Genomic DNA, 23,002 nt, shown 5'->3' with positions numbered 1-23,002 from the left:
ATTGCAGAGTTCGTGCCAGCCAGCGATAAAAGTGCATAAAAGGGATGATGGGACAGAATATCAACACGTTACGATATGGAGTTATTCACTGTTATTGCATAAAAAGTGAATATTTTTACGATAAGCGGCGGTTTGCCGAACGAAAACGTGAAAGACTATTCACAGGCCAAATATAATTCTGGAATTGTGATCGCCAGCGAAATTTATTGGCCGTTTACGCACCGTTTGAGGGCGTGACGCGTTGGAATGGTGCAAATTTTGCACCGTTGGCATTATCTGTCGCAGTTATTGGTCATACCCGGTAACAGATGCGCCAAATTCTGCTACCATCCATGCACTATTCACCTTGCATTGGCAGCGACTATGAAATTTGTCTCTTTTAATATCAACGGCCTGCGTGCCCGCCCTCACCAACTGGAAGCCATCGTTGAGCAACATCAACCGGATGTGATTGGCCTACAGGAGACAAAAGTTCACGACGATATGTTCCCTCTCGAAGAGGTAGCGAAACTGGGTTACAACGTCTTCTACCACGGGCAAAAAGGCCACTATGGCGTCGCGCTGCTGACCAAAGAAACACCGGTTTCCGTTCGTCGCGGCTTCCCGGGTGATGATGAAGAAGCCCAGCGTCGGATTATCATGGCGGAGATCCCCTCTCCGCTGGGAAATATCACGGTGATCAATGGCTATTTCCCGCAGGGAGAAAGCCGTGACCACCCAACCAAGTTCCCGGCAAAAGCCAAGTTTTATCAGGACTTACAGGATTATCTGAACACCGAGTTAAACAAGACCAACCCGGTGTTAATTATGGGTGATGTGAACATCAGCCCAACGGATCTGGATATCGGGATCGGTGAAGACAGCCGTAAACGCTGGCTGCGCACCGGGAAATGTTCTTTCCTGCCGGAAGAGCGCGAGTGGATGCAGCGCCTGATGGACTGGGGCCTTGTCGATACCTTCCGTGCGGCTAACCCGGAAGCACAGGATCGCTTCTCGTGGTTTGACTACCGCTCCAAAGGTTTTGATGACAACCGTGGTCTGCGTATAGACCTGCTGCTGGCAAGCTCTCCGCTGGCCGAGCGCTGCGTTGAAACCGGTATCGATTATGACATCCGCAGTATGGACAAACCGTCTGACCACGCGCCGGTGTGGGCTAAATTCAAACTGTAATTGCATGTGAACATTCGAAAAATCCTCTTCCTGTGCGCCCTTCTGGGCGCCTTTGTTTTGGCATTTTCCTTTCTGCCACCGGGAATGCTTTCCCTCGATTCGGTACGAACCCATCACCAGGCGTTGCAAGCCACGGTTGCACACTCCCCGCTGCAAAGTGCGGCACTCTATTTCGCGGTGTATGTGGTGGTGTCTGCTCTGTCTATTCCCGGGGCAGCCATTCTGACGTTACTGGGTGGTGCGCTGTTCAGCGTATGGCAAGGGATTGTGCTGGTTTCGTTTGCGTCCACGCTTGGCGCCACACTGGCAATGCTCGTGAGCCGTTACCTGCTTCGCGACTGGGTACAGCAGCGCTTTTCCCAGCAGATGAAAACCGTTAACGCCGGTATGAACCGCGATGGCGCTTATTATCTTTTTGCGCTTCGCCTGATGCCGCTGTTCCCCTTTTTCGTGGTCAACTTACTCGCCGGGCTGACACGTCTTGGCGTGTGGCGTTACTGGTGGGTAAGCCAGCTTGCCATGCTGCCCGCCACGGCTATCTTTCTTAATGCCGGACGCGAACTGGGAAATCTGACCTCCCTGCGCGATATTCTGTCGCCGGGAATGGTAATCGCCTTTACACTACTGGGGTTATTACCGCTGGTCACTCGCTGGCTATTTTCTCGCTACTTTCACTCTTTGCATTAAACAGGGAGGCATTATGCGCCGTGTGCGTTTTTGCGCGTTTCTGACAGGCCTGCTGCTGGCAAGCTCATCCTTTGCCGCGGATAGCTGGCAAGACATTCAACATCAGGCCCGTGGGCAAACCGTCTGGTTTAATGCCTGGGGCGGCGACCCGGCGGTAAACCGCTACCTTGACTGGGTAAGCGGTGAGATGAAATCGCACTACGCCATCACCCTGAAAATCGTCCACCTGGCAGATGCGGCCGATGCGGTTAAACGCATCCAGACTGAATACGCTGCCGGACGGAAAACCAACGGGTCGGTCGATCTTCTGTGGGTGAACGGTGAAAATTTTCGCACCTTAAAAGAGGCCGGTTTACTGCAAACCCAGTGGGCGCAAACGCTCCCTAACTGGCGATTCGTTGATACCCGCAAACCGGTGATGGAGGATTTCTCCCTCGCCACAGACGGCGCGGAATCGCCCTGGGGTGGCGCACAGCTGACTTTTATCGCCCGTCATGCAACCACCCCGACGCCGCTGCGAGATCCTCAGGCATTGCTGGAATATGCAACACGCCATCCTGGCAAAGTCACCTATCCGCGCCCGCCCGATTTCACCGGCACCGCGTTTCTTGAACAGCTTTTGCTGACGCTCACCACCCAACCGGATGCGCTAAAAAACGCGCCGGATACCCGTACCTTTGCGGCGGTGAGCGCCCCGCTATGGGACTATCTCGATACACTACACCCACTGCTGTGGCGTGAAGGGAAGGATTTTCCGCCCTCACCGGCACGTATGGATGCGCTGCTTGCCAGCGGAAGCCTGAATCTGTCGCTGACGTTTAACCCCGCCCACGCCCGACAAAAAGTGACCAGCGGTGAGCTACCTGCCGACAGCTATAGCTTTGGCTTTGAGCAAGGGATGATTGGCAACGTCCATTTTGTTGCGATCCCGGCAAATTCCACGGCCAGTGCGGGCGCGAAAGTGGTGGCTAACTTCCTGCTTTCCCCTGCCGCGCAGACGCGTAAAGCCGATCCCGCTATCTGGGGCGACCCGAGCGTGCTGGATACCCGGAAATTACCGGCGGCCGAAGCTGCGCAACTGAACGCTCACACCACCGACGGGCTACCGAATATGCTGGCTGAGCCGCACGCCGCCTGGGTTAATGCACTGGAGCAGGAATGGCTGCGCCGCTACGGCACGCGCTGAGCGGGGTTGTCTGGCTGGCAATGGCGGTCATTTATGTACCGCTGATCCCGGCTGGCGTGATGCTGATAACGCCAGCGTTTTCAGCTGCCAACTGGCAATCCCTGCTGAATGACCCTCAGCTACCCCAGGCATTTATCGCCACCCTGGTATCGACCCTGATTGCCACAGCAGGCTCACTGTTTATCGCCCTGTGTATGGTTACCGCCCTCTGGCCTGGCAAGCACTGGCATCGGTTAAGCACACGGCTGCCGTGGATGCTGGCCATTCCGCACGTTGCCTTCGCCACCAGCGCCCTGCTGGTTTTTGCCGAAGGCGGCCTGTTTTATCAGTACGTTACTTTTTTATCGCCCCGGCAGGACAGCGCAGGTATCGGATTAGGGTTGACGCTCGCCATCAAAGAGAGTGCGTTCGTCCTGTGGGCCATTTACGCCGTGTTGCCGGAAAAACAGCTGGCGCAGCAAAACGTGGTATTGCAGAGCTTTGGCTACGGGCGTATTCAGCGCCTGTGCTGGCTGGTTCTTCCGGCCATGGCTCCCGCGCTGGGCGCCGTGATGCTTGCCGTGCTGGCATGGTCACTTTCGGTTGTTGATGTGGCCATCGTTCTCGGGCCAGGGAATCCCCCGACGCTTGCGGTGCTGGCCTGGCAGTGGCTGAATCAGGGTGACAGCGAACAACAAATCAAAGGGACCTTATTATGCCTGCTGTTACTGTTGCTGCTGGCGATCCTGGCCGCGGCCGGTCTGTGCATCTGGAAAATGTGGCGGCGCACACTGCCGGACGTCAGCGGCGTTCGTCATAGCAGCCATCACGCTGTGCCGGTAAAAACGCTCGGCTGGTTAGTGCCGGGCTGCGGGCTGTTTTGCGCACTGGTGCTCGTTTTCCTCGCCAGGGGCAGTGATACCGCCCTCACCCCTTATGCCACCAGCTTCTCTCTGGGTATGGCATCCAGCCTGCTGGCGCTGATCATTCTCGTGTTGTGGCTGGAATGGGGGCCGCAACGTGGGGCCTTCTGGATCTGGCTTCCGCTGGCGCTTCCTGCATTACCGCTGGTGTTCGGGCAATACGTTGTTGCACTGCGACTGAGGATCGACGGGCAATATACCGCCGTCCTGTGGAGTCATTTGCTGTGGGTGATCCCCTGGATGTTGCTGGTGCTTCAGCCCGCCTGGCGTAGAATTGACCCGCGACTCGTACTGATTGCCAGAACGCTGGGCTGGTCGCGCGCCAGAATATTCTGGTTAGTCAAATGTCCGTTGCTGGCTCGCCCGGCGCTGCTTGCCGTCGCGACGGGGTTTTCCGTCAGTATGGCGCAGTACATGCCCACCCTGTGGGTGGGTGCCGGACGCTTTCCCACGCTCACGACCGAAGCTATAGCCCTCAGCAGCGGCGGCAGCCCATCCATTCTCGCTAACCGCGCGCTTGGCCTGCTGCTGCTCACGGGCACACTATTTGGCCTTGCTGCGCTCTTATCCCGGCTTGCAGGTCGCTACCGACAAGGACTACGTTAATGCTGAGCGTCAACAATCTCTCCATTGAGCCCCTTTTTCGCGAGGTTAACTTCCGTGTACCACGCGGAGAGATCGTAACGCTGATGGGGCCATCCGGCAGCGGTAAATCCACGCTTTTTTCCTGGATGATTGGTGCGCTGTCTGCGGATTTTAACGCTCAGGGCGAGCTGCGGCTGGATGGAAAACGCTGCGACACGCTCCCGGTCGAAAAGCGCGGTCTGGGGATTTTATTTCAGGACGCCCTGCTGTTTGACAGCTTTAGCGTGGGGCAAAACCTGATGCTGGCCCTGCCAGCGCATATTACCGGGCAACGACGCAAGGACGACGTGCAACATGCACTGCACTCTGCGGGGCTGGCCGGACACTACGCCAGCGATCCTGCAACGCTTTCCGGCGGGGAGCGCGCCAGGGTGAGCCTGCTGCGTGCTTTACTCGCGCAACCGCAGGCGCTGCTGCTGGACGAGCCCTTCAGTCGTCTTGATAAAACGTTACGCGCATCGTTTCGGGCCTGGGTTTTCGATGCCGTTCGCGCGCGCAATATTCCGGTGGTACTGGTCACGCATGATGAAGAGGATATCCCGCCCGGGGGTGACGTTATCCAGCTTTCTCGCTGGCAATAAACGCCCCGGCCCTGTGCTAACGCAATGTTTTCTGTTTCAGGTGAGATAACAATGAGCCCCTCTTTTACTGACGTCAGGCTTTTCGATGAAACGTGTTTCTCAACTGACTGCGCTGGCCCTGCTTTGCGGCCTCGCTTCAATGTCCTCTCTGGCGGCTGAGATGCCCCACTCCCTTACCCTGGAACAGATCCAGCAACAGCATGGCGCGGTGATCGATACGCGCGCCAGCGCGTTCTACAACGGCTGGCCGCAAACCCTGACCGGCACATCCGGGCACGAACCGGCGGCACTTAACCTGTCTGCCTCCTGGCTTGGCGCGATGAGCGACGAGCAGCTTGCCAACTGGGCGAAACAGCACCAGCTCACACCTGAAACGGCAATTGCGCTGTACGGCAGCGATGCCGATAACAAGGCAATACAAGCGCGTCTGGAAAAAGCCGGATATCGCCGTGTCTCACTGTTAAGCGATGCGCTGCAAACCGCTAGCCGCCTGCAACGTTTACCGCACTTCGAGCAGTTGGTTTATCCACAGTGGTTGCATCAGTTACAGCAGAAAAAGCCAGTCGTCGCTGCCCCGACGGGAGACTGGAAAGTGCTTGAAGCGGGCTGGGGAGCTCCGAAATATTACCTGCTAAGCCATATTCCGGGTGCTGGCTATATTGATACCAATGAGGTTGAAAGCGAGCCGCTGTGGAATAAAGTCTCTGATGACAAACTCAAAGCGATGCTGGCCAAACACGGGGTCCGCCACGACACCACGGTGATCCTCTACGGCCGTGACGTCTATGCCGCAGCCCGCGTTGCGCAGATCATGCTCTACGCGGGGGTGAAAGATGTGCGCATTCTGGATGGCGGCTGGAAAACCTGGTCAGACGCCGGGCTGCCTGTTGAACGAGGTACGCCAGCCGATGTGAAACCCGCCCCCGACTTTGGCGCACCGGTACCCGGCCAGCCGCAGTTGATGGTTGATATGGAGCAAGCCCGCGGAATGTTGCATCGTCAGGATGCTTCGCTGGTCAGTATCCGTTCCTGGCCTGAGTTCACCGGCGTCACCAGCGGCTACAGCTACATTAAGCCAAAAGGTGAAATCGCCGGGGCGCGCTGGGGCCATGCCGGCAGTGATGCCACACACATGGAAGACTTCCATAACCCGGACGGCACCATGCGCAGCGCCGACGATATTGCCGCGATGTGGAAAACGTGGAATATCCAGCCTGAACAACATGTTGCATTCTATTGTGGTACCGGCTGGCGGGCGTCCGAGGCCTTTATGTACGCACGAGCGATGGGCTGGAAAAACGTCTCCGTTTACGATGGCGGCTGGTACGAATGGAGCAGCCACCCGCAAAACCCGGTTTCCACCGGGGAGCGCGGGCCGGAAAGCTCACGCTAGCGGGTGAGCGATTTTAACGTCACGTAACCGCTCCAGATGCGCGTTGTGGTGGTAAGCCAGCACAACGCGCCAAATACCCAGGCGAAGAGTGAAAAGTGCGCCGGAAACAGACAGCACAGCACGAACAGCGCAATGGTCTCCGTTCCTTCCGTTAAGCCACCAATGTAGTAAAACGACTTGTGCGCATAGCCGGGGTTATCAATATTGTGTTTTGCAGCCAGTGCCGCAAAAGCCAGAAAACTGCTGCCCGTGCCCATAAAAGCAAACAACAGCCAGGCCGCCGCCAGCGCATTTTCCGCAGGTGCTGCCAGCGCAAAGCCAAACGGTACCAGCGCGTAGAAAAGAAAATCGAGCGCGATATCCAGAAACCCGCCTGCGTCACTTAACCCGCGACGCCGCGCCAGCGCACCGTCAAGCCCGTCCAGCAGGCGATTGAGCGCAATCGCGATCAGCGCCGCCAGATAACTGTTCAGCGCCAGAAAGGGTAGCGCCAGCACCCCAATGGCAAACCCCGCCAGTGTTAACCCGTCCGGGGAGATAAACGGCCTGTCGAGCAACGCCGCAAGCCGGTTCAGCGCCGGTTTCAGACGCGGATGCAGGTGACGGTCAAGCATCAGGTTTCCCTTTAAACGTGGCGCACAACCCTTGCGCCGGGATATCCAGCGCGGCATTAAAGCGCGCGGATAAGTTCTGAAAAGCAATTAACGCCGTCATCTCGGCAATCGCCTCATCGGTGTAATGGCGTTTGAGCTGCGTTTTTATCGTCTCATCCACCTGCGGCGGCGTGGCAGTGACTGCTTCGGCATAGGCCAGTGCAGCGCGTTCCTTTTCACTGAACATGTCGGCGTCGGGCCAGTTACTCACCGCCTGCACTTTATCCATCGCCCCGCAGCGCTCGGCCAGACGCAGGCTATTGGCATCAATGCAGAAATCACAGTGGCAAATCTGAGAGACTCGCGTCATCAGCAGGGAGCGCAGCACAGGGCTCAGGCGCGCATGACGACGCTCCAGAAAACCCACAAACAGAGCCACCAGCCAGAACAGGCGCGGCATTCGTCCCCACCAGCGGGTGGGATTCAGCACCGCGCCGTAGTGTTTTTTCTGCATCGCTGCGATCGGTTTTAAACTGACGGGAAGGTTTTTTAAGGGGGCTACCCAGGCGGGTGTCTCTTTCACCTGACTCTCCTGATGGCTGGACTCTTTGAAAGGGCACGATAATATGTCGTTTTTCGTTATCAATTATTGACGACCATGCTGAAAACCATCGATGTAGTGGCAGCCATTCTTGAAAAAGAGGGCAAAATTTTGCTGGCGCAGCGCCCGCCCCATGCCGATCAGCCCGGCATGTGGGAATTCGCTGGCGGGAAAGTGGAAGCCGGAGAAACGCAGTCCGAGGCGCTTGTCCGCGAATTACGCGAAGAGTTAGGCATTAACGCCGAACCTGCACGCTATGTGGCAAGTCATCAGCGAGAAGTCTCCGGGCGACTCATCCACCTTCATGCCTGGCATGTCCCCACGTTTGGCGGCGAGCTGACGGCGCATTACCACAGCGCGCTGGTGTGGTGTACGCCGCAGGAGGCGCTAACCTATACCCTGGCACCTGCGGATATCCCGCTACTTAACGCGTTTATCCTTTTACGCGACGCCAGACCAGCGGATTTGTGCTGACGGCTCGTTCATCACGCTGACACTGCAACAGCACGCCGTCAGCCTTCACTACCGCCCCTTCTGAATAGTTCTGATCCTGATAGATACAACACTGGTTGCAGGGCTGCGAACTTTGACCGCTGGAGCTGAATACCTCCGGCGGGACATTGACCTGTATATCCGGGCGAATTCGGTCGGCCTGCGCGCCTGCGGATAAAAGGGCAAACAAAGCGGTCATCACATAACGGTTCATAGAAGTCTCTTCCTGTTGTCTCCTGATAATGACTATAACGGTAAACCTGGCAGAACCTTTAATTTCTCTCGTCATCGTTTTTTGTTATGACCCGGACGCGATGATGAATTTCCCTTTAGGGGGAAATTTCTTCTTGCCTCACAAAGCGGTGCGGGTGATATAGTCAAAAAAACGTCATAAAACGTCTACGCAACACACATAAATTAAAATAAGAGGTTCTTATATCTATGGATCAGACACGCTCTCTGGAAACTTTTCTTGCCCACGTTCAACAGCGCGATCCGCACCAGAGCGAGTTTGCTCAGGCCGTTCGTGAAGTCATGACCACCCTGTGGCCATTCCTGGAAGAAAACCCGCGCTATCGCCAGATGTCACTACTTGAGCGCCTGGTCGAGCCGGAGCGTGTGATTCAGTTCCGCGTGACCTGGGTTGACGATCGCAATCAGGTACAGGTTAACCGCGCATGGCGTGTGCAATTTAACTCGGCAATTGGTCCGTTTAAGGGCGGGATGCGCTTCCACCCGTCCGTTAACTTATCCATTCTGAAATTCCTCGGCTTTGAGCAGACCTTTAAAAACGCCCTGACCACGCTGCCTATGGGTGGCGGCAAAGGCGGCAGCGATTTCGATCCTAAAGGCAAAAGCGAAGGCGAAGTGATGCGTTTTTGTCAGGCATTAATGACCGAGCTGTATCGTCATCTGGGCCCGGACACCGATGTTCCGGCAGGTGATATCGGCGTGGGTGGCCGTGAAGTGGGCTTTATGGCCGGGATGATGAAAAAACTCTCCAATAACAGTGCCTGCGTGTTTACCGGTAAAGGCCTCTCCTTCGGCGGCAGCCTGATCCGCCCGGAAGCCACGGGTTACGGGCTGGTCTATTTCACCGAAGCCATGCTGAAGCGCCATGGTCTGGGGTTTGAAGGGATGCGCGTTGCGGTGTCTGGCTCCGGTAACGTGGCGCAGTACGCTATCGAAAAAGCGATGCAGTTTGGCGCGCGGGTTGTTACCGCCTCCGATTCCAGCGGGACGGTGGTCGACGAAGCAGGCTTTACGGCTGAAAAACTGGCGCGTCTTTGCGAAATCAAAGCCAGCCGCGACGGTCGCGTGGCGGATTATGCCCGTGAGTTTGGCCTGACCTACCTCGAAGGCAAGCAGCCATGGGCGGTGCCGGTGGATATTGCCCTGCCGTGCGCGACCCAGAACGAACTGGACGTGGACGCCGCGCGTACCCTTATCGCCAACGGTGTGAAAGCCGTTGCAGAAGGGGCGAACATGCCAACCACCATCGCCGCAACCGATCTATTCCTGGAAGCAGGCGTGCTGTTTGCACCAGGCAAAGCCGCGAATGCAGGCGGTGTGGCAACCTCGGGTCTGGAGATGGCGCAAAACGCCGCGCGTCTGGGCTGGAAAGCGGAAAAAGTGGATGCGCGTCTGCATCACATCATGCTGGATATTCACCACTCCTGCGTGGAGTTTGGTGGAGAAGCATCACAAACCAACTACGTGCGTGGCGCGAATATCGCCGGGTTCGTGAAGGTAGCAGATGCGATGATTCGGCAAGGTGTGATCTAAGCTTTATCGTGCGGCCGGGTGCCCTCACCCCGGCCCTCTCCCACGGGGAGAGGGAGAAAACCGGCGTTATCAGGCTGCACTTTTCTTCTTTTTGAACGGCTTCTTCGCACCGCCACCCGGAGCAACCATTCCTCTGAACGTCTTCACCGGCGTACTGCGCGCCTGATCTATCAGCTGATAAAGCGTCCCCACCAGCGGCTGCATAAAGTCCTGGTAACGACACTGCTTCTCGCTGATTTGCGTCAGGATGGATTCCCAGTGCGCCGTCATGTCCGGCCTTGCCGCCAGCTCTGGCAGCGAGTGGATCAGCGCCCGTCCAGGCTCCGTCGAATGGATATAACGCCCTTTCTTCTCCAGGAAACCCCGCTTAAACAGCAGTTCGATGATCCCTGCGCGGGTCGCTTCCGTACCCAGCCCGTCGGTGGCGCGGAGGATCTTCTTCAGGTCTTTATCCTGCACAAATCGGGCGATACCTGTCATGGCTGACAACAGCGTTGCATCGGTGAAATGGCGTGGTGGCTGAGTCTGACGTTCAACCACTTCGCCCTTTTCGCAAAGCAGCTCATCATCTTTGGCGACCACCGGCAGCGGCGTGCCGTCGTTTTCTTCATCACGTTCTTTGTTGCCCAACAGGGTACGCCACCCCGCTTCTGCCAGGAAACGCGCTTTGGCGACAAACTTACCTTTGGCAATCTCCAGTTCGATGACGCATTTGCGGAACACCGCATCCGGGCAGAACTGCATCAGATACTGACGGGCAATCAGGTTATACACCTTCGATTCGTTTTCCGTCAGATTCACATTACTGGTGCGTGCCGTAGGGATGATGGCGTGGTGGGCATCCACTTTTTTATCGTCCCAGCAGCGGTTACGCGTGTCCGGATTGACGGCGGGCTGTGGTAGCAGATCCGGCGCGTGAACACCGATCGCATTCATCACCGAATGGCGCCCGGCATAATGTTCTTCCGGCAGATAGCGGCTATCCGAACGCGGATAAGTGATCAGCTTATGGGTTTCGTACAGCTTCTGGCAGATATCGAGCACGTTTTGCGCGCTCAGACCAAAGCGTTTAGCCGCTTCAATCTGCAATGCCGAAAGCGAGAACGGCAGCGGAGCAGGTTCTGATTCCCGTTTATCGTTATAGCTGGTGACAATGGCGGGCTGGCCGGTAATGCGGTTGACCACGTGGTCCGCCAATGGGCGATGCAACAACCGCCCTTCTTCATCCTGATACGACTCGCAGGCATCGCTTGGTTGCCAGGTTGCTGTAAAACGTTCCTCTTTTGGCGTCACGATGTGAGCTTTGACTTCAAAGAAGTCTTTGGCGACAAAGTTTTCGATCTCTTCATCGCGACGCACCACCAGCCCCAGCACCGGAGTCTGCACGCGTCCGACCGAGAGCACGCCCTGATACCCCGCGTTACGGCCCAGAATGGTATACGCGCGGGTCATGTTGATCCCGTACAGCCAATCGGCACGCGCACGCGCCAGTGCGGAAACGCACAGCGGGATAAACTCGCTGTTGGCGCGCAGGCGTGAAATCGCGCGCTCCACGGCCTGCGGGTTAAGGTCGTTAATCAGGCAGCGCTGGACCTGCTGGCGCTTTTCCGGTGCCAGCTCCAGGTAATCCAGCACCTCGTCCACCAGCAGTTGCCCTTCCCTGTCCGGGTCACCCGCATGAATGACTTCAGAGGCCTCATGCAGGAAGCGCTTAATGACGTTGAGCTGTTTGGTGACGGACGGACGAGGTTGCAGGCGCCATTTTTCCGGAACGATAGGCAGGTCGTTCAGATTCCAGCGGGCGTAGCGGCTGTCGTAGACATCCGGTTGCGCCTGCTCGAGCAGGTGTCCAATACACCAGGTCACCACCTGCCCGTTACCGCACTCGATAAAACCATCACCTTTGCGGTGCGGCTTAGGCAGCACATCGGCGATGGCACGGGCCAGGCTCGGCTTTTCGGCAATAAACAACCGCATCGAATTAACGGATCTCGATCATCGGGCGGCCACCGCGAGCGTCCACCAGTTCGCCGATGGCCGTCAGAGTGATACCAAACTCCGCAGCCGTTGCCTGTACTTCTGCTTCCGCGTCCGGCGTGACCGCCAGCAGCAGACCGCCAGAGGTTTGCGGATCGCACAGCAGGTCGCGCCACGCTTCTGGCATGTCACCCATCAGATGCCCATAGCTGGCAAAGTTACGCTGAGTACCGCCCGGCACTGCGCCCTGGGCAATGTAGTCTTCCACGCCCGGCAGCTTTGGCACGTCCTGATACCAGACCTGCGCCTGCACACCTGCGCCCTGACACACTTCGCTCAGGTGGCCCAGCAGACCAAAACCGGTTACGTCGGTCATGGCCTTCACGCCATCGATATTGGCAAACGCTGCACCCGCAAGGTTCATCTGACACATCACTTCCGTTGCCAGGCCAATGTGTTCTGGTTTAAGCAGGGATTTTTTCTCGGCAGTGGTGAGCACGCCAATGCCCAGCGGCTTGGTGAGGAACAGTTTGCAGCCCGCCTGCGCGGTACTGTTGCGTTTAACACGTTCAGTTGGCACCACGCCCGTTACGGCCAGGCCGAAGATAGGCTCAGGGGCATCGATCGAGTGGCCGCCAGCCAGCGCAATCCCCGCCTGCTGGCAGGCAAAGCGCCCACCTTCAATCACCTCGCGGGCGATTTCTGGAGCAAGGGTGTTGATTGGCCAGCCCAGAATGGCAATCGCCATAATCGGCTTACCGCCCATCGCGAAGATATCGCTGATGGCGTTGGTGGCCGCAATACGCCCGAAGTCGAACGGATTGTCGACAATCGGCATAAAGAAGTCGGTGGTGCTGATAATGCTGGTGCCGTTACCTAAGTCATAAACCGCTGCATCGTCACGCGTTTCATTGCCGACAAGCAGGTTCGGGTCGACAAACTTCGCCTGTTCACTGTGCAGGATGGTTTCCAGCACTTTTGGGGAAATTTTACAACCGCAACCGGCTCCGTGGCTGTATTGCGTTAAACGAATGGTTTGCTCGCTCATGGACATCTCCTGTCATTGCAATCGCGCTATGGTAGCGCTCATTCCATAAAGAGGTAAGTATGACTGTCTGAATTCTGCGGCAGATGCTCAGAATCCAGACAGTTTAGCGCGCGTTATCAGAAACGGCTGACGAAAGGCGTGGTGTCCGGCACGTTTATCGTGCTGGATGCTTTAAGCTGCGGGGTACCGAGATAGAGGAAGCCAACAATTTTGTCGTGCTCGCCGCAGGACAACCCTTCGCGGACGACCGGGCTTTCGGTGAGTGCGCCGGTACGCCAGATGCCGTTAAAGCCCTGAGCGACCGCCGCCATTTGCATCGCCATGACGGCGCAGCCCGCAGACATTTCCTGTTCCCAGACCGGCACTTTATGTTCAGCCTGGCATTTTGCGACCACCGCGATGATCATCGGTGCGCGGAACGGGCCGGTGCGCGCTTTTTCGATGCCCTTCTCGTCCTGTCCCGCGGCTACCGCACCCTGCTCCAGCAGCGCGCTGAAACGATCGCGGCCTTCGCTTTCAATAATAAAGAAGTGCCACGGCTGTAATGTGCCATGATCTGGTGCGCGCATCCCGGCACGCAGAATGTTTTCCAGCTGCTCGCCCGCTGGCGCCGGTTCGGCCAGGCGCGAAGCACTACGACGGTTAACAAGCAGTTCAAGTGCGTCCATTGGTTAGCTCCTGTCTTGAATTTTCCTAACAAAATTAACACGGCGGCAGATTTTGTTACAGCGTGACGGGCGATTCCTGCTGACAAGTGGCGGTCGGGTCATTACGATAACCCCACATTGCCGTCCACTGGCGACGGATACAGTCATTTTCTGGTTAGGGAGTATACATGCGAACCCTTTGGCGAATCTTTGCCGGTTTCTTTAAATGGACGTGGCGACTGCTCAACTTTGTCCGCGAACTGGTGATGAATGTGTTCTTCATCTTCCTGATTCTGGTTTGCGCGGGCATCTGGATGCACATCAGCAGCACAAGCCAGGCGCAGCATTCCACGCGCGGCGCATTGTTGCTGGATATCACCGGGGTCGTCGTCGATAAGCCCTCCACCAGCAATCGCCTGGGCGTGATTGGCCGCCAGCTGTTCGGCGCGACATCCGATCGCCTTCAGGAAAACTCCCTGTTTGATATCGTTGAAACCATCCGTCAGGCAAAAGACGATCGCAACATTACCGGGATCGTGCTTGATCTGAAAGATTTTGCCGGTGGCGACCAGCCTTCCATGCAATACATTGGTAAAGCCCTGCGCGAATTCCGCGACAGCGGTAAGCCGGTTATTGCCGTGGGCGACAGCTATACCCAGGGTCAGTACTACCTGGCGAGCTTTGCCAATAAAATCTGGCTCTCGCCGCAGGGCACGGTGGATTTGCACGGCTTTGCAACCAATGGGCTGTACTACAAGTCGCTGCTCGACAAGCTGAAAGTCACCACCCATGTCTTCCGCGTGGGCACGTATAAATCCGCCGTTGAGCCATTTATCCGTGACGATATGTCCCCGGCCGCCCGTGAAGCAGACAGCCGCTGGATTGGCGAACTGTGGCAAAACTATCTGGGCACGATCGCGGCCAACCGCCAGATTACGGCTGAACAGGTGTTCCCTGGTGCTCAGGGGATGCTCGACGGCCTGCGCAAGGTTGACGGTGACACCGCCAAATATGCACTTGAGAACAAGCTGGTTGATTCACTGGGTAGCAGTGCAGATATCGAAAAAGCCCTGACCAAACAGTTCGGCTGGAGCAAAGAAGACAAAAACTACAGCGCTGTTAGCATGTATGACTACACGACGAAAAAACCGAGCGAAAACGGTGATAGCGTGGCGGTGGTCTTTGCTAACGGTGCGATCATGGATGGTCAGGAAACGCCGGGGAACGTGGGCGGTGATACCACGGCTTCGCAGATCCGCGATGCGCGTCTTGATCCGAAAGTGAAAGCCATTGTTCTGCGCGTCAACAGCCCTGGCGGCAGCGTCAGCGCATCGGAAGTGATCCGTGCGGAACTGGTTGCGGCACGTGCTGCGGGCAAACCTGTGGTTGTTTCGATGGGCGGTATGGCGGCCTCCGGTGGTTACTGGATCTCAACGCCGGCTAACTACATCGTTGCCAACCCAAGCACGCTGACGGGCTCAATTGGTATTTTCGGGGTCATCAACACCGTTGAGAACAGCCTTGATTATCTGGGTGTTCATACCGATGGGGTATCGACATCACCGCTGGCGGATGTGTCCGTGACAAAATCTTTGCCACCGGAAGTGTCAGAGATGATGCAGCTCAGCATCGAGAGCGGTTACAAGCGCTTTATCACCCTGGTTGCCGACTCCCGTAAGAAGACGCCGGAGCAGATTGACCAGATTGCTCAGGGCCACGTCTGGACCGGACAAGATGCCAAAAACAATGGTCTGGTAGACAGTCTGGGTGATTTTGATGACGCCGTCGCGAAAGCGGCTGAACTGGCAAAACTCAAACAATGGCATGTTGAGTATTACCAGGACGAGCCATCGTTCCTCGATTTGGTGATGGATAGCATGTCCGGCTCTGTTCGCGCCATGCTCCCGGAAGCTATTCAGGCGTACCTGCCTGCCCCTGTGGCCACTGCGGCGAAAGCAATGAAAGCAGAGGGCGATAAGCTGGCCGCTTTTAACGATCCACAAAGCCGTTACGCATTTTGCCTGACCTGCGCTAACGTCCGTTAAAACCTGTCCCCTCTTTTCGCGAAGAGGGGATTTTTCTTTGAAGCAAAAGAACTCACTATCATGCAGAAGAAATCAATTTATGTCGCCTACACCGGCGGTACCATCGGGATGCAGCGCTCTGAAAATGGCTATATTCCTGTGTCCGGTCACCTGCAACGCCAGCTGGCATTAATGCCAGAATTCCATCGCCCCGAAATGCCTGACTTCACCATCCACGAGTATGAGCCGCTGATGGACTCCTCGGATATGACGCCGGAAGACTGGCAGCATATTGCAGACGATATCAAAGCGCATTACGACGAATACGATGGCTTCGTGATCCTGCATGGCACCGACACCATGGCGTTTACCGCGTCGGCGCTCTCTTTCATGCTGGAAAACCTCAGCAAACCGGTTATCGTGACCGGCTCGCAGATCCCGCTGGCGGAGCTGCGCTCTGACGGGCAAATCAACCTGCTGAACTCTCTGTACGTGGCGGCCAATTACCCGATTAACGAAGTTTCGTTGTTCTTCAACAACCGTCTGTATCGCGGTAACCGTACGACCAAAGCTCACGCGGATGGCTTTGATGCTTTTGCTTCACCAAACCTGCAACCGCTGCTGGAAGCAGGTATTCATATTCGTCGTCTGGGAACCCCACCTGCACCGCATACGGCGGGTGAACTGGTTGTTCACCCGATCACCCCACAGCCGATTGGCGTAGTCACCATTTATCCAGGTATCTCCGCGGATGTGGTGCGCAACTTCCTGCGCCAGCCTGTTAAAGCGCTGATCCTGCGCTCCTACGGCGTAGGTAATGCCCCGCAGAACGGTGAGTTCCTGAAAGAGTTACAGGAAGCAAGCGAGCGAGGGATTGTGGTGGTTAACCTGACCCAGTGTATGTCCGGTAAGGTCAATATGGGCGGGTATGCCACCGGCAACGCCCTGGCTCATGCCGGTGTTATTAGCGGTGCCGACATGACCGTCGAGGCCACGCTGACTAAACTTCACTATCTACTGAGTCAGGATCTGGATGTTCAGGCCATTCGTACCGCGATGATGCAAAACCTGCGCGGCGAACTGACGCCAGACGAATAAGGAGAGGTTATGGCCCAACGAGCTCTGTTACTGGTTGACTTACAAAATGATTTTTGTGCGGGCGGCGCGCTGGCCGTGGCGGAAGGCGATAGCACCATTGATGTGGCTAATTCGCTGATCGCCTGGTGTAAAACGCGTGGTGACGCCGTTGTGGCAAGCCAGGACTGGCATCCAGCCAACCACGGTAGCTTCGCCAGCCAGCATAACGTTGCGCCCTACAGCCAGGGTCAACTCGACGGGCTGGCGCAAACCTTCTGGCCCGATCACTGCGTTCAGCAGACTGAAGGCGCCGAACTGCATCCGTTACTGAATCAGAAAGCCATTGATGCCGTTTTCCACAAAGGGGAAAACCCGTCCATCGACAGCTACAGCGCGTTTTTTGATAACGGTCATCGTCAGAAAACGGCACTGGATGAGTGGTTGCGCCATCACGATATCGCCGAACTGATTGTGCTGGGGCTGGCGACCGATTATTGCGTGAAATTCACCGTGCTGGATGCGCTGGCGCTGGGTTACAGCGTTAATGTGATCACTGACGGGTGTCGCGGCGTAAACATTCAACCACATGACAGCGCGCTGGCGTTTATGGAGATGTCCACCGCCGGTGCAACGCTGTATACGCTCGAAGACTGGCTCGAGACGCAGGCGTAAGCCTTTTTAGCCGGGTGGCGGCTTCGCCTTACCCGGCCTACTTTCTCTGGTTTTGTAGACCGGGTCCCCCCGGAAACCCCTCTCCGATCTCCCATAAAGTGAACTGCCTCGCATCGCAAGCGCAGCGGCAATGCTATTCTCTTCAGGTTGTTTTTTCGCCACGCTTTTTCCGTGGCGTGGTTATGTTTGTTATGTCAAAGAGGAACTTATATGAAACGTTTGCCATTGCTGGCAGCATTACCCTTGCTTTGCGCGTCAGTTGCCTCCGCCAATACCCTGATGTCCGTGGGCTACTTTAACGGAGGTGGCGATGTTACCGCCGGCCCGGGCGGAGATATCAATAAACTCGACGTTCGTCAGATAACACACCTGAACTACTCGTTTGGCCTGGTCTATAACGACGAGAAAGACGAAACCAACGCCGCACTCAAAGATCCGGCAAAGCTCCATCAAATCTGGTTATCGCCAAAAGTGGCCTCTGATCTGGCGTTAATCCCTGCCCTGCGTAAACAGAACCCCAATCTGAAAGTGCTGCTTTCCGTCGGTGGCTGGGGGGCTCGTGGTTTTTCTGGCGCGGCGGCCACTAAAGAGACTCGCGCCGTATTTATCCGCTCTGCACAGGAGGTTGTTGATAAATACGGTCTGGACGGCATCGACCTCGACTGGGAGTATCCGGTGAACGGCGCGTGGGGGCTAGTCGCAAGCACGCCCGCCGACCGGGATAATTTCACCGCGCTGCTCAAAGAGATGCGCGAGGCCTTCGGGCATAAAAAGCTGGTTACCATTGCGGTAGGCGCTAATGCGGAAAGTCCGAAAAGCTGGGTGGATGTGAAAGCCATCGCCCCGCTGCTCGATTATATCAACCTGATGACTTACGACATGGCGTACGGCACGCAGTACTTCAACGCCAACCTGTATGACTCCAGCGCCTGGCCAACCGTTGCCGCCGCCGATAAATACAGCGTGGATTTCGTAGTGAACAACTATCTTGCGGCAGGGTTGAAACCCAAACAGATGAACCTCGGGATCGGTTTCTACGGGCGCGTACCGAAACGTGCGGTTGAGCCAGGCATCGACTGGACGAAACCGGATGCACAAAAAAATCCGGTGACACAGCCCTACTTCGGCCCACAGGAAATCGGTCTGTTCAAATCGCTCGGCTATGACCTGACCAAAGACACCTACGTGAAGTACAACGACATCGTGAAAAAACTGCTGAACGACCAGCAGAAACGCTTTACCGAACACTGGGACGAACAGGCGAAAGTGCCATGGCTTTCGGTGAACTCTGCCGACGGCAAAGCGCTGTTCGCCATCTCTTACGAGAACCCACGTTCAGTTGCCATCAAAGCGGACTACATCAAGGAGAAAGGTCTTGCCGGGGCGATGTTCTGGGAATACGGCGCAGATGACAATAATCAGTTAGCGAAACAACTGGCGGAGTCGCTCGGGATCCCGCATAAGTAGTAAGACATCAAGCCCTCTCCCCGTGGGAGAGGGCTTGATGAGGGCATCAACCCGCACTGTTATTGCATTTTCAGGGTCGCAATCGGTTTTGGCGTGATGCCAAAATCTTCTTTCAGCTCGCGCTTGCTCTTCATCACCATCTGACCCTGGGTATCGATGGTCATGTGCTGGGCGTCGGTGTTGTTACGTGCCTGCCACAACATCACCAGCTGCAAACTGTTCTCTTTTTGATCCGGGGTCAGGGCTACACCATCAGGCCATTTTCCCAGTTCAACTGCCGTCACCAGACGCTGATAAACTTCCGGTGTCATGCCACTAATCATGTCATCAATATTCATGATGTCTCCCATTCAAAGGAATAATTTGCTGAATCGTTTTTTCAACCTTTGGTCTGGTCGCCATTTTCGTCATCAGTGAAGCTTAATGACGCTGAGTTGACGCAGAAACGTTCGCCTGTTGGCTGAGGACCGTCCGGGAAGACATGCCCCAGGTGGGCATCACATTTGCCACAGCGAATTTCAATACGCTGCATCCCGTGCGACGAGTCATCCAGGTAGCGGATTGCGTCATCGCTAACCGGCTCGTAAAAGCTCGGCCAACCGCAGCCAGAATCGTACTTGGTCTGGGAGTTGAACAGGGGCGCATCGCACACCAGGCAGTGATAAACACCGTCTCGCTTATTGTGCAACAAACGCCCGGTAAATGGGGGCTCAGTCCCGTGATTCTGGGTCACGTAGAACTGCATTTCTGTGAGGTTATTTTTCAGGTCATCAGGGTTACGTTGGTTCGACATATGCTTACATCTCGCTGTAGAAACAGGCATCTTATACCCCGGATTCTAACAAAACATTAACACCCACGCGTGCACTTTTGTTCTAAACTTATGTGTCGCGAAAAGGTGGTCAGCCAAATGTGATCAATTTCACATTTTTATACTGGCAGGCCTTTAAAATTCCGGGCGCAGCCCCCATGTGGTTGCTAGCTCAAAGGGAAAGTGAGGCGAGTCAGTCGCACAAACGTTAGTCACAGGATTGATTTGTCGCAATGATTGACACGATTCCGCTTGACGCTGCGTAAGGTTTTTGTAATTTTACACGCAACCTTTTATTCACTAACAAATAGCTGGTGGAATATATGACTATCAAAGTAGGTATCAACGGTTTTGGCCGTATCGGCCGTATTGTTTTCCGTGCTGCTCAGAAACGTTCTGACATCGAAATCGTTGGTATCAACGATCTCCTGGACGCTGAATACATGGCGTACATGCTGAAGTACGACTCAACTCACGGTCGTTTCGACGGCACCGTTGAAGTGAAAGACGGCCACCTGGTTGTTAACGGCAAAACCATCCGCGTTACTGCTGAGAAAGACCCAGCTAACCTGAAATGGAACGAAATCGGTGTTGACGTTGTAGCTGAAGCTACCGGTATCTTCCTGACCGACGAAACCGCGCGCAAACACATCACCGCTGGTGCGAAAAAAGTTGTTCTGACTGGTCCATCCAAAGACAACACTCCAATGTTCGTACGTGGTGCTAACTTCGAAAAATATGCTGGCCAGGACATCGTTTCCAACGCATCCTGCACCACCAACTGCCTGGCTCCACTGGCTAAAGTTATCAACGACAACTTCGGTATCGTTGAAGGCCTGATGACCACCGTTCACGCAACTACCGCTACTCAGAAAACCGTTGATGGCCCGTCTCACAAAGACTGGCGCGGCGGCCGTGGCGCAGCTCAGAACATCATCCCATCTTCTACCGGTGCTGCTAAAGCTGTAGGCGTTGTACTGCCAGAGCTGAACGGTAAACTGACTGGTATGGCGTTCCGCGTTCCAACTCCTAACGTTTCCGTAGTTGACCTGACCGTTCGTCTGGAAAAAGCTGCTTCTTATGAAGAAATTAAGAAAGCAATCAAAGCTGCTTCCGAAGGCGCAATGAAAGGCGTTCTGGGTTACACCGAAGACGACGTTGTTTCTACCGATTTCAACGGCGAAGTTTGCACCTCTGTGTTCGATGCTAAAGCTGGTATCGCACTGAACGACAACTTCGTTAAACTGGTATCCTGGTACGACAACGAAACCGGCTACTCTAACAAAGTACTGGACCTGATCGCTCACATCTCCAAATAAGTTGAGATGAGAAACTGATCCAAAAAGGCGACTTCGGTCGCCTTTTTTATTGCTTTAAAGACAGAGGATTGCTTAATGATTAATAAAATTTTTGCACTTCCGGTAGTCGAACAACTTACCCCTGTGCTCTCCCACCGCAAAATCGATGATGCCGATATTATCGTTATTGATCACCCACGCGTTAAAGCTTCAGTTGCGCTCAACGGTGCTCACCTGCTCTCCTGGAAACCAGAAGGTGAAGCAGAAGGTCTGTGGCTGAGTGATATTACCTCGTTCAAAAAAGGCGCGGCGATCCGCGGTGGCGTACCGATCTGCTGGCCGTGGTTTGGCCCAGCGGCAGAACAAGGCCTGCCTGCGCACGGTTTTGCCCGCAATCAACAGTGGACGCTGAAAGCGCACAATGAAGATGACAACGGCGCGGTGTTGACCTTTGAGCTGCACAGCAACGATGAGACTCGTAAACTCTGGCCACACGACTTCACGCTGTATGCGCGTTTCAAACTGGGTAAAACCTGTGAAATTGAGCTGGAAGCCCACGGGGAATTCGAAACGTCTTCTGCCCTGCACACCTATTTCAACGTAGGTGATATCGGTGCAGTAAAAGTCAGCGGCCTTGGCGATACCTTCATCGATAAAGTCGACAACGCGAAAGAAGGGAAACTGAGCGATGGCGTGCAGACGTTCCCGGATCGTACCGACCGCGTTTATCTGCACCCGGAAGCGTGCAGCGTGATCCACGATACAAACCTCAATCGCCGGATTGAGGTTATCCACCACCACAATAGCAACGTTGTAGGCTGGAACCCGGGCCCGGCGCTCTCTGTGAGCATGGGTGACGTGCCGGATGACGGCTATAAAACCTTTGTCTGTGTCGAAACCGCCTGCGTTTCACCTCTGCAAAAAGCCAGTGCCGAGAAGCCTTCTCGTCTGGCGCAGACCATTAGCATTGTTAAAGGCTAATCGTCTTCAGCAGCCTCTCTCCCCATTGGGGGGAGAGGAAACTCCACACCGTTAAACCACATCTAATGGCGTTTTATGAGCCGGTGCCGGGAATGCACGCTCCAGTTTGAGCAGCTCCTGCGCGGTAAGCGTAATATCTAACGCCCCCGCATTTTCTTTTACATGTTCCACTGATGCCGCTTTCGGTATCGCAATCACGCCCTGATGACTAATGACCCATGCCAGCAGAATTTGTGCGGCGGTGGCGTGATGGTCGCGGGCAATCTCATTAACCACCGGATGATTCATTAACCCGCTGCGTAAGCGTCCGGCCTGGGCTAACGGGCAGTAAGCCATCACCGGTATGGCCTGTTGCTGGCACCAGGGCAGTAAATCGTATTCAATTCCGCGTGAAGCAAGGTGATACAGCACCTGATTAGTGGCACAGGCCGCGCCGCCCTCTACGCGCCATAATTCCTGCATGTCGTCGTAATCCAAATTCGACCCCCCCCAGCGGCCAATTTTCCCCTGTTGCTGGAGCTTCTCCATCAGTTCAACCGTCTCTTCCAGGCCAAAACCACCCCGCCAGTGCAGCAGATACAGGTCAATGTGGTCGGTGCCAAGTCGTCGCAGGCTGGCTTCACATGCCGCCATTCCCTTCTGACCGCCGGCATTCCACGGGTAGACTTTCGACACCAGATACACGTTATCGCGCAGGCCTTTAATTGCTTCACCGACAACCTCTTCAGCACCGCCTTCAGCATACATCTCTGCGGTATCAATCAGCGTGAGTCCCAGGTCAATGCCCGCACGCAGTGCATCCGCTTCGGTTTTACGCAGGCTTGCTTTTTCGCCCATATACCAGGTGCCCTGCCCGATTGCCGGAAGGGGTCGTGCACCGGAAAATGTCACCGTTTTTGCGCTCATCTCACTCTCCTGTTATCTGCACCACCATAAAGCAAACGGGGCGCAAGCGCCCCGTTTTG

At 55.6% G+C, this 23,002-nt stretch carries 23 protein-coding genes; 14 read left to right on the top strand and 9 right to left on the bottom strand.

The genetic code is table 11. The features are described 5' to 3' along the window. Positions 1 to 363: 363 nt before the first annotated feature. The 6 genes from xthA to M987_RS14565 all read left to right on the top strand — a co-directional run bounded on the left by xthA (position 364) and on the right by M987_RS14565 (position 6,564). Positions 364 to 1,170: an exodeoxyribonuclease III gene (gene xthA, locus M987_RS14590; protein WP_014069870.1), complete on the top strand. Its 807-nt coding sequence runs from the start codon at positions 364 to 366 to the stop codon at positions 1,168 to 1,170. A 6-nt stretch (positions 1,171 to 1,176) separates the two neighbouring features. Further along, positions 1,177 to 1,857, top strand: coding sequence for a TVP38/TMEM64 family protein (locus M987_RS14585; protein WP_014069869.1), 681 nt, complete (start codon positions 1,177 to 1,179; stop codon positions 1,855 to 1,857). Positions 1,858 to 1,879: 22 nt separating this feature from the next. Continuing rightward, positions 1,880 to 3,043: an ABC transporter substrate-binding protein gene (locus tag M987_RS14580; RefSeq protein ID WP_041162216.1), complete on the top strand. Its 1,164-nt coding sequence runs from the start codon at positions 1,880 to 1,882 to the stop codon at positions 3,041 to 3,043. Further along, positions 3,016 to 4,551, top strand: a complete 1,536-nt coding sequence (locus M987_RS14575; protein WP_014069867.1) for an ABC transporter permease family protein — start codon at positions 3,016 to 3,018, stop codon at positions 4,549 to 4,551. The genes M987_RS14580 and M987_RS14575 overlap by 28 nt, the downstream gene beginning before the upstream one ends. Continuing rightward, positions 4,551 to 5,171: an ATP-binding cassette domain-containing protein gene (locus M987_RS14570; protein ID WP_014069866.1), complete on the top strand. Its 621-nt coding sequence runs from the start codon at positions 4,551 to 4,553 to the stop codon at positions 5,169 to 5,171. The genes M987_RS14575 and M987_RS14570 overlap by 1 nt, the downstream gene beginning before the upstream one ends. Positions 5,172 to 5,256: 85 nt before the next feature. Beyond that, on the top strand, positions 5,257 to 6,564 hold the full coding sequence (locus M987_RS14565) for a rhodanese-like domain-containing protein (protein WP_014069865.1): 1,308 nt from the start codon (positions 5,257 to 5,259) through the stop codon (positions 6,562 to 6,564). On the opposite strand, the gene M987_RS14560 is transcribed toward M987_RS14565, so the two are convergent. Next, entirely contained in the window at positions 6,561 to 7,178 is a 618-nt protein-coding gene (locus tag M987_RS14560) for a CDP-alcohol phosphatidyltransferase family protein (RefSeq protein WP_014069864.1), read from the bottom strand. The genes M987_RS14565 and M987_RS14560 overlap by 4 nt on opposite strands. Then, positions 7,171 to 7,740, bottom strand: coding sequence for a carboxymuconolactone decarboxylase family protein (locus M987_RS14555; protein ID WP_014069863.1), 570 nt, complete (start codon positions 7,738 to 7,740; stop codon positions 7,171 to 7,173). The genes M987_RS14560 and M987_RS14555 overlap by 8 nt, the downstream gene beginning before the upstream one ends. Positions 7,741 to 7,815: 75 nt before the next feature. On the opposite strand from M987_RS14555, the gene M987_RS14550 reads away from it, so the two are divergent. After that, positions 7,816 to 8,232: a pyrimidine (deoxy)nucleoside triphosphate diphosphatase gene (locus tag M987_RS14550; RefSeq protein WP_014069862.1), complete on the top strand. Its 417-nt coding sequence runs from the start codon at positions 7,816 to 7,818 to the stop codon at positions 8,230 to 8,232. Here M987_RS14550 and M987_RS14545 read toward each other — a convergent pair. Further along, positions 8,192 to 8,449 (bottom strand): YnjH family protein, encoded by a 258-nt coding sequence (locus tag M987_RS14545; RefSeq protein WP_425359148.1) that lies wholly within the window; start codon positions 8,447 to 8,449, stop codon positions 8,192 to 8,194. The genes M987_RS14550 and M987_RS14545 overlap by 41 nt on opposite strands. A 242-nt stretch (positions 8,450 to 8,691) precedes the next feature. On the opposite strand from M987_RS14545, the gene gdhA reads away from it, so the two are divergent. Further along, a complete protein-coding gene (gene gdhA / locus M987_RS14540) occupies positions 8,692 to 10,035 on the top strand; it encodes an NADP-specific glutamate dehydrogenase (RefSeq protein WP_014069860.1) in 1,344 nt (447 codons plus the stop codon). Positions 10,036 to 10,104: 69 nt separating this feature from the next. Here gdhA and M987_RS14535 read toward each other — a convergent pair whose 3' ends face one another. From M987_RS14535 to M987_RS14525, 3 genes are all read right to left on the bottom strand, one after another. Then, a complete protein-coding gene (locus M987_RS14535; RefSeq protein WP_014069859.1) occupies positions 10,105 to 12,012 on the bottom strand; it encodes a DNA topoisomerase III in 1,908 nt (635 codons plus the stop codon). A 4-nt stretch (positions 12,013 to 12,016) separates the two neighbouring features. Next, a complete protein-coding gene (gene selD / locus M987_RS14530) occupies positions 12,017 to 13,060 on the bottom strand; it encodes a selenide, water dikinase SelD (protein ID WP_014069858.1) in 1,044 nt (347 codons plus the stop codon). Between the two features lie 116 nt (positions 13,061 to 13,176). Then, positions 13,177 to 13,728: an NAD(P)H nitroreductase gene (locus M987_RS14525; RefSeq protein ID WP_014069857.1), complete on the bottom strand. Its 552-nt coding sequence runs from the start codon at positions 13,726 to 13,728 to the stop codon at positions 13,177 to 13,179. A gap of 167 nt (positions 13,729 to 13,895) precedes the next feature. On the opposite strand from M987_RS14525, the gene sppA reads away from it, so the two are divergent. The 4 genes from sppA (at position 13,896) to chiD (ending at position 18,947) form a co-directional block, all read left to right on the top strand. Next, positions 13,896 to 15,752 (top strand): signal peptide peptidase SppA, encoded by a 1,857-nt coding sequence (gene sppA, locus M987_RS14520; RefSeq protein WP_014069856.1) that lies wholly within the window; start codon positions 13,896 to 13,898, stop codon positions 15,750 to 15,752. A 60-nt stretch (positions 15,753 to 15,812) separates the two neighbouring features. Then, the gene (ansA, locus tag M987_RS14515; RefSeq protein WP_014069855.1) at positions 15,813 to 16,829 is read left to right on the top strand and encodes an asparaginase; all 1,017 of its coding nucleotides are present in this window, start codon (positions 15,813 to 15,815) and stop codon (positions 16,827 to 16,829) included. A 9-nt stretch (positions 16,830 to 16,838) separates the two neighbouring features. Continuing rightward, on the top strand, positions 16,839 to 17,480 hold the full coding sequence (pncA, locus tag M987_RS14510; protein WP_014069854.1) for a bifunctional nicotinamidase/pyrazinamidase: 642 nt from the start codon (positions 16,839 to 16,841) through the stop codon (positions 17,478 to 17,480). 210 nt (positions 17,481 to 17,690) lie between these two features. Further along, entirely contained in the window at positions 17,691 to 18,947 is a 1,257-nt protein-coding gene (gene chiD / locus M987_RS14505) for a chitinase ChiD (RefSeq protein WP_014069853.1), read from the top strand. A 59-nt stretch (positions 18,948 to 19,006) separates the two neighbouring features. On the opposite strand, the gene M987_RS14500 is transcribed toward chiD, so the two are convergent. After that, positions 19,007 to 19,285, bottom strand: coding sequence for a YeaC family protein (locus tag M987_RS14500; RefSeq protein WP_014069852.1), 279 nt, complete (start codon positions 19,283 to 19,285; stop codon positions 19,007 to 19,009). Positions 19,286 to 19,326: 41 nt separating this feature from the next. Then, positions 19,327 to 19,740 carry a peptide-methionine (R)-S-oxide reductase MsrB gene (msrB, locus tag M987_RS14495; RefSeq protein ID WP_014069851.1) on the bottom strand — a complete coding sequence of 138 codons (414 nt, stop codon included), beginning with the start codon at positions 19,738 to 19,740 and terminating at the stop codon, positions 19,327 to 19,329. Between the two features lie 341 nt (positions 19,741 to 20,081). Here msrB and gapA point away from each other — a divergent pair, with 341 nt between their 5' ends. Beyond that, entirely contained in the window at positions 20,082 to 21,077 is a 996-nt protein-coding gene (gene gapA, locus M987_RS14490; protein WP_010430074.1) for a glyceraldehyde-3-phosphate dehydrogenase, read from the top strand. A gap of 75 nt (positions 21,078 to 21,152) precedes the next feature. Beyond that, positions 21,153 to 22,037 (top strand): D-hexose-6-phosphate mutarotase, encoded by an 885-nt coding sequence (locus tag M987_RS14485; RefSeq protein ID WP_014069850.1) that lies wholly within the window; start codon positions 21,153 to 21,155, stop codon positions 22,035 to 22,037. Between the two features lie 51 nt (positions 22,038 to 22,088). Here M987_RS14485 and M987_RS14480 read toward each other — a convergent pair whose 3' ends face one another. Continuing rightward, positions 22,089 to 22,943 (bottom strand): aldo/keto reductase, encoded by an 855-nt coding sequence (locus tag M987_RS14480; RefSeq protein ID WP_014069849.1) that lies wholly within the window; start codon positions 22,941 to 22,943, stop codon positions 22,089 to 22,091. Positions 22,944 to 23,002 lie beyond the last annotated feature (59 nt).

Source organism: Enterobacter soli ATCC BAA-2102 (assembly GCF_001654845.1).
Lineage (GTDB): Bacteria > Pseudomonadota > Gammaproteobacteria > Enterobacterales > Enterobacteriaceae > Enterobacter > Enterobacter soli.
This window is presented reverse-complemented; position numbering and strand designations above follow the sequence as displayed.